Origin of the sequence: Legionella sp. W05-934-2 (assembly GCF_964199965.1) — a bacterium.
Classification (GTDB): domain Bacteria; phylum Pseudomonadota; class Gammaproteobacteria; order Legionellales; family Legionellaceae; genus JAFIFT01.
This window is the reverse complement of sequence record NZ_CAXMZT010000004.1, coordinates 219,165-233,031: the sequence shown is the minus strand read 5'-3', so window position 1 is coordinate 233,031 and position 13,867 is coordinate 219,165. Positions and strand designations below refer to the sequence as shown.

The window sequence follows — 13,867 nt, the reverse complement described above, 5'->3', positions numbered from 1 at the left end:
TCCCATTTATTGTTGCATTTTGTGCAACAGTTATTCTCAATTTTCGCTAAATATCTTTTATAGTTGCAATTATATACTTATTAACAAGTAACTACACGAGATAAAATATGAAAACTTTAGCAATTGATTCCAGTATGATGGGGCAACAATCTATTTCAAGACAAATGATGAGATACTTTTTGGAAACTGAGGATAGTAATATCACCTACAGGGATTTAGTTAAAGACAGTCCAGCACATTTGTCACTTGAACTAATGGTAAATCAAGTTCCAACTGATGCAACAGCTTATCAAATAAGTTTATCTAAAGATTATCTGGATGAATTTATGAAAGCTGAACGAGTGGTCATCGCAGCACCTATGTATAATTTTTCCATCCCATCCGTTCTAAAATCTTGGATAGATCGTATTCTGGTAGCAGGGCAAACCTTTAAATATACAGAGCATGGGCCTGTTGGCTTAGCTGGGAATAAACAAATTATTGTCCTTTCTTCCCGGGGTAGTGAATTTGAATTTTCACCTGAATTAAAAGCAATGGATCATCAGGAAAGTTATTTAAAAACGGTATTTAATTTTATAGGAATATCCGATATTACTTTCATCAGAGCAGAGGGTGTCAACATGGGGGAAGACAAGAAGCAAGCAGCAATAACAAAGGCTTTTTACCAGATTGATACTATTTTTCGTAAATCGGTCGTTGAGCTTGTCTAAAAGTTCCATAATTGTATTGGCTAGTTAACATAACTATTCCGGCTGCTAATAATCCAATTTTGTTCATATATACATCCTTATTTTTATAATTGACTGATGTAACTAATGAGATTCTGAAGCCTTCTGCTTCATAATATCTTGTTGAAAAGTATTGCTAAATACAAAAATTGCTTTTATTTGAGACGAGTTTTTCTTAAAAACAAATAAATCCAAAAATTTTGCAGACACACGCTGACCTTTAATATTATCCCAGGCGTAATCAAAATAAGCTGTCATCATATCAGTGTCTTGCATTCCTGAAAATGTGTTGATTAAGTTAGCATTTGGGTTTTTGATGGTTTTAGTAAACAATGTTTTATAAAAGTGAGTTGGATTGTCTATTTTACCTGATGAAGAAACTGCAATCGCGTCAGGGGCAAATAAAGGAATAATGGCTTAAACCTTGCCTTGGCCCAGTAAGGAGACATATTTTTTGACTACTTCTATTCGCTGGCTTTGTAAAGACTCCAATTTTTGCGCTAATATATTGGGTGAATAAACGATAAATAGTAATGCAAATTTCCCGACCATATTGGGGTCGGACCAAAATTTTTATTTTCGAATCATGGCAAGAAACCTTCGGCACAGAAGGTAACCGAGAAGACAGGGCAATACTCTCCCAAGTACGTGCCTTCTTCGAAACGTATGGTACCAGTCGCTTTGATAATATTAAATCCCCCAATAATGAACACATCCATAACCGAGCAGGGTTTTATGAGGTCGTTGATGGTTATCGTTTATTCATGGTCTTTCCTGAAGCTTATAAAAATGAACTGTGTAAAGGGTTTGAGCAAAGAATGGTAACTAGGGTTCTGCTCAATGCTGGCTGGATTGTCCCTGCGTCTGATGGTAAGGCATCGCATAAGCCTCGGATTAGAGGTGTGGGAACGCCAAGGCTCTATAAGTTTACGGATAAAATTTGGGGAGGAGAGTAATTATCTTATAAATCAATTCTTGTGATTCCTAATTCGAGAATCATAAGAATTGATTAAATAAATTATTATATACTTGGTTCAAAGCCAAGTACTGCAGTCCTTAAGTTATCATAAAATCAACACATTAATATGCATCAATCCATAAAAATCAGCTTAATTCAGTCACAACAACACTACAACTTTCACGGTTGGGTCGTTTATTGGTCACAAATCGTTGGTCGTTTGTTGATTATTTGTTCAAGGTTAACTATACTGTCCCGCAATTTAGCTTGAGGCCCATGCATTGAAATGGCTGTAATTGAAGGGCAAATTGAATCGCTCAAAAAATTAAGGGAGATATTACATCAAAATGGAATCACACGATTTAGTTCTGTCGGTGAAATCATTCATTTTATAAAGAATTTTGAGATAGAAAAGAGTGAATTACCTAAAGTAATTGAAAATGAACTAGATATCGAAATAAACAAACTACACCTCGACTTTGCCAAATATCAGCAAGATTATAATGAATTAAATGATGAGGTTACGAACGAAATAAATTTTAAAATAAAAGAATTAGATAAAGAAATAGAACTCACTCAGGATAAAGTTAACAAAAGCTTTATTAAAAAAATTTACTACTATCCCAAATCCAAAATATTAATAAATAAGAAATCCAACTTACAAAAGAATTTCGAAAAAATAGTTCACAAAAAGACCTATCAAGTAAAAAAAGATTTACATAGAATCAAAGAGAAATTGAACGATTACATAACAAATAGGGATACACTTATACCAGAACGCTGTCTGGTGTCGATACAAAAATTGGACAGAACAAAAGAAGTTATTGATAGTCTTTACAATCTGATTGCTGGAGCACTTGGCGAAAATTCCGTTATAAAAGAAGTTCAAAAGTTATCAGATAACTTTCATATGTTTAATGATTTCTCTGTGGAGTTTACTCCTCCTATTTATAACAAAAATGAAGATGACAGAATATACAGTATTCAAATAGATCATCTTCTGGTCTGCGAAGCAGGAGTTTTTATTTTAGAAACAAAAAACTGGAATAAGCAATCAGTAAACAATATTGATCTCAGGTCCCCCGTCAAACAGATATTAAGATCAAGCTACGCCTTGTTTGTACTGCTAAACAGTCAATCACAATACAACATTAATTTGGATAGCCATCATTGGGGACGCAAGCAAATACCTGTAAGAAACCTATTGGTTATGACAAATGCAAAACCAAAAGAAAAGTTTAAGCATGTGAAGATTTTATCATTGAAGGAATTGAATAGATACGTAGCTTATTTTGATCCTATCTTTACTAGTTCAGAGGTTAAAAGCATTTGTAATTTTTTAAGATTGAGAACGACACAGGTATCACCCTGACTAAGTGATTTGAGGTCTTAACGTTACTACCTATGTGAATTGTCAAAAGTTCCTAGTTTATTATTTGATAAATACTTAATTGCAGCCGTTATTTTGACATGTTAGGTCCGTCAATATCTTTCGGGGTCTCACTAAAATCAAGACTAATGACTTCAGTTCTTGAATAGTAATCTAAACCCAGCATATTCTCCATAGACGTAACTTTTATGCTTTTAATATTTTGGTTAACAAGGTTCTCAATTGGTAAAGAGTGTTTTTCAATAAATTTATCAAGTGAATTTTTACTGATCTCTGATTTAGAATCTTTTTTTCTATTCTGATTTAATTGTTCTAGTTCTGACTCAAGCTTTTGGATTTGTAATTTTTTTAATCTGTTATCAAGTAATGCGCCTTTAAACTTAACAATTCCATAAGAGAACGAATATACAATAGGTATGATATAAGCATTCGATATCAAAAAATCCCATATTGCAGAACCTCTATCAATACTATATAAGGATATCGGCGTTGACGCTTGATACTCATCTTTCTCTAGACATTCATATTTAAAATCATGAAATAAACCTTGTATGGTTTTAAATACTGCCTCTGCATTTAAGAGTGGCAAGTTAAGGTTTGGTTGCTCAAACTCGATAATTAGATGAAGGTTTGGAACTGACATTATCTTAGATGAATAACCTTCAACATAGTCATTGTAAGCATCCCAAATTTCTTTATATTTAGTATCCTTACCAGTCCAGTATCTTAATTTATCCATAAATTTTCCTGTTAAGATTATATTCTATAAGAATAGAAGAAAAGTCCAAGGGCGCAATATACAAACTTTCGTTTGTTTGCTAGAATCATGCTTTACGCATAAAAAAAATCTTTTACGGACAAAGATTTATTCTATTTAAAAGCAATCGATGGACTCGACTAGTTTGGAGATGCCATGGCTATTGCTTTTGCTCATGTTTCAATTCACTCCCGCTCAAAAGGTCATAGTGCTGTGGCAGCTGCTGCTTATCGTTCTGGGGTTAAGCTTTATGATGATCGGATTGGGCAAGTTTATGATTTTTCTCATCGAGATGATGTTAAGCATTCAGAAATTTTGTTGCCTGAAGGTGGGCATGATTTGTTTTTGGATCGTGATCATTTATGGAATGAGGTAGAGCGAAGTGAGACTCGATGTAATTCTCAATTGTGCAAGGATTTTGTTTTGGCCTTGCCTCGTGAGCTAGATATCGTTCAACAGATTGAACTGGCCAGACGATTTGCTAATACGCATTTTGTATCAAATGGTTTGCCTGCTGACGTTGCGATTCATGATCATGGCGATGGTAATCCGCATGCACATATTTTAGTTACCACTCGGAGGCTTGAAGGTCATAACTTTTCAAAGCATAAAGCACGTGATTTGAATCCTGCTTTTGCTAAAGGCTTTGTTGTTGAACAAGACTACTGGGGCGAGCAGTGGCGGGAGATGCAGAATGAGTTTTTTGTTGAAAAGAATCTTGGTTTACAAGTGGATGCTAATCATCTGATTTCAGAGCGGCATCGAGGTAAGCATCGTAATCCTAATGCGCATTATCTGAAAGAAGAAAACCAGTTGATTCAACAAGCGCGAATGGAGATCACGCGGGGTAATATTGAGAATGTGATTAATCACTTATCTTTGCAACATAGTGTGTTTACCCGAAGGGATGTTGAACGGTTGTTATTTAAAACCTTTCAGGCGTCAGATAATCCTCAGGAATATTTGCAGTATGTTGAAAAAGTTATGAATCATAAGGATGTGATATTACTGGGGGATAATAGTAGGGGACAGGCTAGTTTTACTACTCGTAATCATTTCTCGCAGGAAGTACAGTTGTTAAATGATATTGAAGCGATGATGGTATCTCAAAAGCATGCTGTTAATCAGCCAGTTGATAAGCTTGCTCGAAAATATCAATTAAGTGACGAGCAGCATGAAGCATTTCGATATATTTCTCAAAGCTCTGATATCTCTGTTGTGATTGGTCGTCCCGGTACTGGTAAGAGTTATATGTTAAAGCCAGTTAATGAGCATTACACTCAAGCAGGGCAGGTGGTCATTGGTGCTGCTTTATCGGGTAAAGTTGCTAAAGCGTTGCAGGCTGAAACTGGGATTACTTCTTCTACGATTAAATCGTTATCTTATCGCTTGGCTAATCACACCATGCAGTTAAGTGATAAACATGTTCTAGTAATTGATGAGGCTGGGATGGTTGATTTTGCTAATAGGCCTAGCGCTCCGGAACTTGCGCCCTGACGCAAAAATTTAATATCGCGAATCGCAGATTTACTTATTAATTACAATTTGCTCAGCTGATATCCAAACAATTTTATTATCACGCAACTCACATATCCGATTGCCTGCCTGTTTATGTTTTAACAAAGCATCTTGGATACCTGACTGAATAATTTTTGTGACCTTGGATGGATTATTGAGAATTTTTGAAATACTGTCATTGACATTCTTATCTTTTTTCATTGGAAATCTCCAGAAGTTGTTTCCATAATTCTATATCTTTAATAATAGGATCATTTTTGATTTTTTTTGATGCAATAAGATGAAGCTGGCTCGCATCCGAGTTATCATAGAATTGCCATGAATCAGCGAGTGGACTATATAAATTATAAAAATTCTTTAATCCTGAGATATATCGACGCCTGATAGTTTCTTCTGGTACAGAATGGCCTCCTGTTTTGATCCGCTCATTCACTCTGAAAATGGCAAGCTCGACTGACTTAAGCCAAAAAAAAACTAAATGAAATTGATATCCTTGTTTTTGTAAATTAGGTATCCAAGTGGCGAAAGTTCTGCTGGCTAAGGTGGTTTCAAATGCAAAATCAGCTTTTTCACTAGCGAGAGTATGGATACGATCTAACATAATTCTCCCTGCTTGAATTGCAGCTTTTTCAGGCTGGTATGCGCAGAGGCCTTGAGCAATAACATCTGCATTCACAAAATTATCTAGATGCAAAGCTTCCTTTAATAAAGCAGGTGCTGCTGTTGATTTTCCAGCTCCATTAGGACCTCCAATTATAATTAAATGAGGCATATTTATCCTTTATAACATGGTAGGTGCACTAAGTTCATTTAAATTACTTTCAATAGTATATTCTGTTTCCAATTCAGCGCTTACGTAGACCCATGCAAGAGCACCAGAATCAAGACGGACTTTAATTCGTTTATAATCTGATACTTCGTAAGAATCAGCTTGCATTAACTCTTTCTGACTTATGTTAAAAACCATTCCTGTTACTTGGTGCTCAGGATTTCCGGTGTAGTTTATAATGGGATGTATATTTTCGCCGCTTGCAGCAATAACATTAGGATTTTGAATTTCTAACGTTGACAACTCAAATTTTGATAGAATATCTTTGCTTCCGTTAAGTTTACGACCAAAATTAGCTATCTGTACACTTTCATACTGTAATGTTCCATATGAAAAAATTTTTTCAGTATTCATTTTAAACCCTCTTGACTGAAACCTTTGGTTCCTATTTTGTTTTTGTGGTTGATAATATCATCTGTTTTGAGTACATTACAACATAAATTTTTATTATAAATAGCTTGTTGAGTTCCGACTCTGGCTATTCTAGGAACTGGTGAAATAAGTGTCATGGATTTAACAATAAATGAATTTGATTTAAGCCAAGAAGAAATTGGCTTTATTAAGACAAGGCATACAAGTAAGCAATTAGCATTCGCTTTGCTTTTTAAGTATTATCAAAAAAGTCATCAATTCATCTATGACTTAACTAAGTTACCTGTTCATCTAATAAACCGAGTTGCCAGCCAGCTTAATATTCCACCTATTATTAGTGAGGTATCATCAAGAACTTATGACAATTATATGTCGTTGATTAGAAAATATTTTAAAACTTCATTCTCTAAGAAAACACATTATAAAGAACTTGAAGTATGGATAAAAGATGAGCTTTTGCCCGCACATTACCTGGCTGATGAACAAATTAGAAGCCAGGCAATACAGCATCTAAAAGAAAAAGGGATTGAGTCATTTAAAGAAAAAACAATGGCACGAGTTATTCTTGGTGCTACTAATGCGTTTGAGAACGAATTATTTGAAAAATTAAAGAATACTTTATCTACAGAAGATGAAGCACAGTTAAATGGGTTATTATTACCTTACAAAGAGGGTTTGTCATATTTGGGCTGGATAAACAAAGAAATTAATAATCCATCACTTGATTCAATATTGAATTTAGTGGAACAACTATCCATTTTGAATCGATTTAACTTTGATCTAGCTGCGATTCGAGAAATTCCAAGAAAAAGGATCGTTCATTATTCAGAAGCATTTACACGCTTAAATCCAAGTGATTTGAAACAAATGAATGATAATAAGCGATGCGCCCATTTACTTATTCATTGTCATGCAAGAAAAGAGGACGTTATCGATAAAACAATCGATATGTTTAACCGTATCATCCGTAATGTGATTCATAAATCAGAAAAACGTGTGGTTAGAAAGCTCATCAATGATGTAAAAAAAGTCTATAGCAAAGATACTATCCTATTTAATATAGCTGAAGCATGCTTAGAGCAGCCAGACGGAACTATCCGAGATAATATTTTTCCTATCGTTGGTCAGGATAAGTTAAAAATCATCATCGAAGAATATAAGAAAAAAGGACCAAAATATCAGAGCTTACTGCACCAACAGATCAGAAGTTCTTATGCGACTTATTATCGCCGCATGGTTCAACCCTTATTAGAAAATGTGGTTTTTCGTTCCAACAACTCTGAACATCAACCAATACTCGATGCATTGCTACTTATCAAAAAATATTTTGACAGCAACAAAGTTTATTTTCCAGACAATGAAGATATACCTATGGATTGCTTGCCAGGCAAATGGAAAAAACGAATTGTTGATCCAACTACTGGTAAAATTAAACGCATTTGTTATGAAGTCTATGTGTTAAAAAAACTTGCTGACAGGATTAGATGTCGTGAAATATGGATTGAAGGATCATTTAAGCATCGAAATCCAGATGAGGACTTGCCGAATAATTTTGAAGAAAGTAAAGAAATGTATTTTAATGATCTTTCTTTACCTCTTGATGGCGATGTATTTATTGAGCAGTTAAAGCAGAAATTAACAAGTGCATTAGCTGCTTTAAATAACAATATTCCCCAAAATGCAAAAGTTCGGATCAGCTCTAAAAATGGTGGCCGCATTATTGTAACGCCACTTACACCTCAGGCAGAATCCAGTAACATTGGAATGATAAAAAAACATCTACAAGAAACATGGGAAGGAACCAATCTCATTGACATAATGAAAGAAGTCGATTTAGAAAACCAGTTTACCCGTGATTTTGTTTCCTATGGCGAAAAAATCTATTTAAAGCCTAATGAAATTTCAGAAAGGATTTTGCTTGCTATCTATGGGATGGGAACAAATGTTGGGTTAAAACACATGTGCGCCGGAAACACTCATGTGAGTGAACATCAGCTTCGACACATTAAAAACTACTTTTTATCGACCGACAATTTAAAAAATGCGCTAAGTAAAGTGGCGAATGCATTATTTAAAATCAGATTAGAAGAGATATGGGGTGGCATGCCCATAGCCATTGCCGGTGATTCAACTCAATTTTCTGCTTATTTTCAAAATTTAATTTCTGAGTACCATAATCGATACGGAGGGAGAGGCGTGATGATTTACTGGCATGTGGAAAAAAATGCCTGTTGTATTCATTCACAATTAAAAAGCGTATCAAGCTCAGAAGTTTCTGCCATGATTGAAGGTATATTAAGACATTGTACGGAAATGTCGGTTCAAAAGAGTTATGTTGATACCCATGGTCAAAGTGAAGTTGGTTTTGCTTTTTCACACCTTTTGGGATTTTCTTTAATGCCTCGGCTTGCTAATTTAAATAAACAAAAACTGGCACAATGTGAACTTGGCGATTATAAAAAGTATAAAAATCTACAGGCAGTTCTGACAGACACCATCAATTGGCAATTAATTAAAGAGCAATACAGCCAGATTGTAAAATATACCGCTGCAATGAAAGCTGGCCATGCCGATCCAGAATCCATTCTCAGGCGTTTTAATCAAAACAACCTGAAACACCCTGAAACACCCAACATATTTGGCATTATCACAATTAGGAAAGGTATTAAAAACCATCTTCATTTGTAACTACTTAATGGATGAGTCTATCAGACAGGAAATTCAAGAGGGATTAAATGTAGTTGAGCTTTGGAATGGGGTTGCCAAGTTCATTTTTTATGGCCGATCGGGTGAAATTTCTTCTAACCATGAGAAAGCACAAACCTTATCTGTATTGTCTTTACATCTTTTACAACTATCGATGGTATATATCAATACCTTAATGATTCAACAAATAATAGAAGAACATGGGTTACAAAATAAATTAACAAAGGAGGATAAAAGGGCATTAACTCCTCTGATTTATGAGCATGTTAACCCATATGGTCTATTTCCTTTAGATTTATCAACACGGTTGCCCCACCTTAATTATAAGGTGGCTGCATAATGGAACGAATATCAGCTAAAAAAATGGCGCAAAAGGTTTCAAATTTGCTTAAGGCACAAAATCCTAATTATGATTATCTTCGAGACGTATTCCGGTTTGTAAGAGAAAATCTCAATATCGAGGTAACTACAACACCCAAACGGTTACCCTATGTACCCAATGAAGAGGAAATCAGGCTTTTTTACAAAGCAGTTTGGGAATCTCACGATATTATTCCTGTGCTTATTGTTAAGGTATTACTTTATACAGGCATCAGGGTTAGTGAATTAATTAATATACAATTATCTGATGTTGATCTAACTAATTGCCGGATTAAAATTAATCAGGGTAAAGGGAAAAAAGATAGAGTTGTCCCTTTTTCACCAGCGTTTAAAGAAACTTTAGCACTCCATATAAAGCAATATAAAAATGAAAACAGGCTTTTTTTATTTGAGTCAGGATTTCGCCGCCATTATACGGATCGTGGAATTAGGAAAATCCTAATGAGATATACTAAACTTGCTGGTATTGAGCGCTCTATCTCTCCTCATAAGCTAAGACATTTTTTATTTACCTGGCTTAAGAAGAAAAATATCGATGATGCTTTTATTCAACCCTACTCAGGTCATGCAAAAAGAGATTCTCTGGAAATCTATTCCAAACTAAGCTTGGCCGATGCACAGGATAAATATAATGATGTTATCGGGGATTTTCCGGTCTGATACTTTAAATTTTTGCGTCAGGGCGCAAGTTCCGGAGCGCTAGGCCTAATATGTCTTATCTGATTAAAGAGGCTAAAAAGGCAGGTGCTAAGGTTGTGTTGATTGGTGACCCAGAACAACTAAAGCCTATTCAAAAAGGTGAGATTTTCAGAGGCATTGCTTCTCGTACTGGTTATATAGAACTGGAAAATATCAAACGCCAACAAGATGCTGGTGACAGGCAAGCAAGTCTAGATTTAGCTAGAGGGGATATCGACAAAGCGATTCAGCATTACCAAGATAAGGGTGCAATATCGGTTTCTAATACGACTTTGCAAGCCACTAAGCAAGTGGTTGCAGACTGGAAAAAAGACCTTGAGACAACCGATATTGCTGACACCATCATGCTGTCATTTACCCGAAAAGCTGTTAATCATCTAAATGACCAAGCCAGAGAAGCATTAATAGCTGAAAATAAAATTGGTCAGGAAAATATATCTTATCAAGGCCTGGAGCGAGGCTTAAGTATTTCTACAGGCGAACGATTGTTATTTAGAGAAAATAATAAAGCGCTTGGGGTTCGTAATGGTGATACCGCAACAGTCAAATCAGTAACAGAGCAACACATGCAAGTACAACTTGATAGCAAGGAAATACTAACGATTCCTAAAGACTATCAGGCACTTGATTATGCCTATGCTTTAACCGTTCATAAATCACAGGGAATGACTGCTAAAAAGGTTCGGGTACTAATAGATAGTAAATATTGGGATAGAAACTTAAGCTTTGTTGCCATGACTCGGCATAAAGACAGTTTGAATATTTATGCTGATAAAGAAAATCACCCAACAGAGCAGGCACTCAAACGAACTCTATCTCGTAGCAGTACCAAAGATAATGTGATTGATTGGCCTTTGGATTTTGCTACTCGAGCAGGTTTTGATTCTGATTCATTGATTGGTAAAGCTGTGAACCATATTGCAGGAGTAGGGCATAAGATAAAACAGGCTTATAACTATGTTGTTAATTATGAAGCTTATATTTTGAAAGCAAGGCAACAGGAGCATTTTCAGGATATCGGCCAAGCAAAAATTAATGCTAAACAGGTAGCATTGGCAAAAGATTCAAAACATTCTATTAACATAGATCAGAAAGTGGCTGATAAATCTTATACAAATTTGAAAAAAGACTTCCCTCAAATTGAGGAGCTTGAAGTACTAATCAAGAAACGACAACATAAGATGGGTTACTATGCCGAAAAGGCTGATAAACAAATTAAGGCTATGTCTCAAGAGTTACTTACTAATAAGACCGTTGCCAATCAAGTTAAAAGTCAAAATCTAGAGCTTTATCAAAAGATTAAAAATATCTTTAGCAAAGAGAAAGAGTTATATCATGATCGTTGATGCCAATTTCATCTTAAAATGTCCCCTGTGCCCCACGAAGAAAATTTGAGGTGGGGGCGACGATAGCCCAGTAATGACGCGGGTGACCCACTTGTCCCCATTGTCCCCGCCATTTTTGATAACAGTGTAATGTCATCATTTATTTTCGGAGAAATTACCGATTTACTATCATTTCTTGTTCAAACGCGTTGAGCGCTTCTGAACAAGAGGTCTTAATCTTTTGATTTTAAATATAAAATTAAAAGGTGGTTTTATGCGTCACTGCACAGAATATGCAGTGACGCAGAATAGTTAAATAGTCTTTAAATGAAATTCAGCACTAATAGATTTTTTACTTTCTATACGAAGCCATTATAATGATCAGATTTGATTTTCAAAGGATTTATAGCTTTATTTGCTGGCATATCTTCGATATTGAATAATTTTCCACTAGCTCAAAAACAGGCTAAATATTGATAGATACGTTTTTAGCGCCAGAATAATTCCTGGCGCAATAAATTTTATTTACCCATGTATTTGATTAATTCAAAATAGTAGGGGGCAGTTGTTGCACGGTGAGTGTCTTTGGGGTTGGCCTTGATGGCCTGAGAAGTGTATTTGTGTCGAACTTCCTTTAAATAGTCAGCGACAATTTGCTTAGACTCAGGTTCAAGCAGATTCTTCCCTGAGCCTTGATACCCAATGGATAATGGCCCAAAGAAATAGCTATCTAAATCAGAATTGTTAGCTTCCCTAAGCTCTTCCACAATCGACTTGATATAGATTTTTTGAAGTTCTTTAGACTTGTGCACTAATGTGTACTTCAACATGATAGAAGAATAATGGCCGACAGTGGGTAACAATTTATTTATCTTGTCTAAGTTGGCCATGATTTCTTCAGTAGAGTGAGTATCGATAAAGCCTCTTATAACGTCATCAGCCATTTTAGGATTTAAGGATTTGGAAGACAGTAACTCTGCAAAGAAAGCTTTTAACAGAGGCTTGTCATTATTGATATAAGACTGAACATTTCTATGTCGCTGGTTATAAGTCATTAAACCCTGAACAATTTTATTTTTCACTTCTACGTTTTTTGTCTCGTTATACAAGTTTAATAACTTCCTAACCAAGTCAGGTTCAGCGTCATCAGCAATAAGCCTATCAATCATAATTCCACGTTTAACATCATTTAAATTTGAATTATGTGCAAATTGCATTTGAACAGTTGATGGTGAGGTCACATAGTGAACTGGGGGAGCGTCCATAATCATTTGGAATTCCTCATATAGCATATCATTAAGTTCTTCCGCCGTAACATTCTCTAATGATTTATTCGGTACAATGTCTGGATTCCGTTCAGTTTGCTCGTCTATTAATCTTTCATCATTAAAGCGGGGGAAATAATCAAATAATTTTTTTGGTAACCAAACACGTCCAGGCATCGTATCTAAACCTTGACTGTAGAATGCCCACCATGCATAAGTATCACATCGCCAAGTACCACATTCCAGAATGTCTCCAGTTGTTGGCACACCCCGACCAATGTGATATTTAGTATCGTTTGTGTATTTTGGGCACCACCAACGTTGATGGTTTGCTTCAACGAGTATGTTATAACCAATCACACCTCTGTCTGCTACCCCATATTTACTTCCCCAATATTTTGAGCGAGATTTAAAATTACTGATAGAGTTGATTTGACCGACTGGGTTTTCATTTAGTACTTCTATTACTTGATCAGCATTTTTTTCCATGCCTTTTGGAGACATCATATAAGTTGTGGAAATACCTACATGGCCAGCCCATCCAAGTCCTGGGATGAGTAAATCTCTTCCCATAATTTCAGCGGGATAAATCTTCTTTGCAAAGGTTAAAGAGCAAGGAAGGGTTGATATTGTGATAGCGAGACCTAAGATTGCTAGGTTTTTTTGGTTCATTGTTAAGTTCCTTTTTATATCAATACGAGTTGTTACTTGATTTATTTTCCATAGTGTACAACTAGCTTCAGTTGTGAATAGTTGCCATATTTATCTGTCTACATTGCGTCTACATGAATTTTTCGAGTTTTTTGAAAAGCACCGTAAGTGCTTGATTTTATTGGTGGGCCCACTAGGACTCGAACCTAGGACCAACGGATTATGAGCCATCAATCTCTATTTTAACCACTTGATTTTATTATGAAATTTGCTGCGTAACAACCACTA

At 35.4% G+C, this 13,867-nt stretch carries 13 protein-coding genes and 1 pseudogene; 8 read left to right on the top strand and 6 right to left on the bottom strand.

Features of this window, described 5'->3' with window-relative positions; translation table 11 throughout:
- Nucleotides 1-107 precede the first annotated feature (107 nt).
- Nucleotides 108-710, top strand: coding sequence for an FMN-dependent NADH-azoreductase (locus AB3348_RS06380; RefSeq protein WP_367606737.1), 603 nt, complete (start codon nt 108-110; stop codon nt 708-710).
- 102 nt (nt 711-812) lie between these two features.
- Here AB3348_RS06380 and AB3348_RS06375 read toward each other — a convergent pair whose 3' ends face one another.
- Nucleotides 813-1,004, bottom strand: a complete 192-nt coding sequence (locus tag AB3348_RS06375; protein WP_367606736.1) for a hypothetical protein — start codon at nt 1,002-1,004, stop codon at nt 813-815.
- A gap of 302 nt (nt 1,005-1,306) precedes the next feature.
- Here AB3348_RS06375 and AB3348_RS06370 point away from each other — a divergent pair.
- Together AB3348_RS06370 and AB3348_RS06365 are read left to right on the top strand one after the other, a co-directional pair.
- A pseudogene (locus AB3348_RS06370) lies at nt 1,307-1,684 on the top strand (hypothetical protein); the annotation flags it as partial.
- 288 nt (nt 1,685-1,972) lie between these two features.
- A complete protein-coding gene (locus AB3348_RS06365; RefSeq protein ID WP_367606735.1) occupies nt 1,973-3,058 on the top strand; it encodes a nuclease-related domain-containing protein in 1,086 nt (361 codons plus the stop codon).
- A gap of 88 nt (nt 3,059-3,146) precedes the next feature.
- On the opposite strand, the gene AB3348_RS06360 is transcribed toward AB3348_RS06365, so the two are convergent.
- A complete protein-coding gene (locus AB3348_RS06360) occupies nt 3,147-3,815 on the bottom strand; it encodes a hypothetical protein (RefSeq protein ID WP_367606734.1) in 669 nt (222 codons plus the stop codon).
- A 174-nt stretch (nt 3,816-3,989) separates the two neighbouring features.
- On the opposite strand from AB3348_RS06360, the gene AB3348_RS06355 reads away from it, so the two are divergent.
- On the top strand, nt 3,990-5,330 hold the full coding sequence (locus AB3348_RS06355; RefSeq protein ID WP_367606733.1) for a MobA/MobL family protein: 1,341 nt from the start codon (nt 3,990-3,992) through the stop codon (nt 5,328-5,330).
- Nucleotides 5,331-5,360: 30 nt separating this feature from the next.
- On the opposite strand, the gene AB3348_RS06350 is transcribed toward AB3348_RS06355, so the two are convergent.
- The 3 genes from AB3348_RS06350 to AB3348_RS06340 are packed head-to-tail and all read right to left on the bottom strand — an operon-like array spanning nt 5,361 to nt 6,534.
- Nucleotides 5,361-5,552 carry a hypothetical protein gene (locus tag AB3348_RS06350; RefSeq protein ID WP_367606732.1) on the bottom strand — a complete coding sequence of 64 codons (192 nt, stop codon included), beginning with the start codon at nt 5,550-5,552 and terminating at the stop codon, nt 5,361-5,363.
- A complete protein-coding gene (locus AB3348_RS06345) occupies nt 5,539-6,123 on the bottom strand; it encodes a zeta toxin family protein (RefSeq protein ID WP_367606731.1) in 585 nt (194 codons plus the stop codon). Before AB3348_RS06345 ends, AB3348_RS06350 begins: the two co-directional genes overlap by 14 nt.
- Before the next feature lie 9 nt (nt 6,124-6,132).
- A complete protein-coding gene (locus tag AB3348_RS06340) occupies nt 6,133-6,534 on the bottom strand; it encodes a gamma-glutamylcyclotransferase family protein (RefSeq protein ID WP_367606730.1) in 402 nt (133 codons plus the stop codon).
- A 153-nt stretch (nt 6,535-6,687) separates the two neighbouring features.
- Here AB3348_RS06340 and AB3348_RS06335 point away from each other — a divergent pair, with 153 nt between their 5' ends.
- From AB3348_RS06335 to AB3348_RS06320, 4 genes are read left to right on the top strand one after another with little or no spacing between them, the layout of a single operon-like run.
- Nucleotides 6,688-9,240: a Tn3 family transposase gene (locus AB3348_RS06335; protein WP_367606729.1), complete on the top strand. Its 2,553-nt coding sequence runs from the start codon at nt 6,688-6,690 to the stop codon at nt 9,238-9,240.
- On the top strand, nt 9,191-9,598 hold the full coding sequence (locus AB3348_RS06330; RefSeq protein WP_367606728.1) for a Tn3 family transposase: 408 nt from the start codon (nt 9,191-9,193) through the stop codon (nt 9,596-9,598). Before AB3348_RS06335 ends, AB3348_RS06330 begins: the two co-directional genes overlap by 50 nt.
- A complete protein-coding gene (locus AB3348_RS06325; RefSeq protein ID WP_367606727.1) occupies nt 9,598-10,299 on the top strand; it encodes a tyrosine-type recombinase/integrase in 702 nt (233 codons plus the stop codon). The genes AB3348_RS06330 and AB3348_RS06325 overlap by 1 nt, the downstream gene beginning before the upstream one ends.
- Before the next feature lie 50 nt (nt 10,300-10,349).
- Nucleotides 10,350-11,684 (top strand): AAA family ATPase, encoded by a 1,335-nt coding sequence (locus AB3348_RS06320; RefSeq protein ID WP_367606726.1) that lies wholly within the window; start codon nt 10,350-10,352, stop codon nt 11,682-11,684.
- 500 nt (nt 11,685-12,184) lie between these two features.
- Here AB3348_RS06320 and AB3348_RS06315 read toward each other — a convergent pair whose 3' ends face one another.
- Nucleotides 12,185-13,600, bottom strand: coding sequence for a hypothetical protein (locus tag AB3348_RS06315; RefSeq protein WP_367606725.1), 1,416 nt, complete (start codon nt 13,598-13,600; stop codon nt 12,185-12,187).
- Nucleotides 13,601-13,867: the final 267 nt, after the last annotated feature.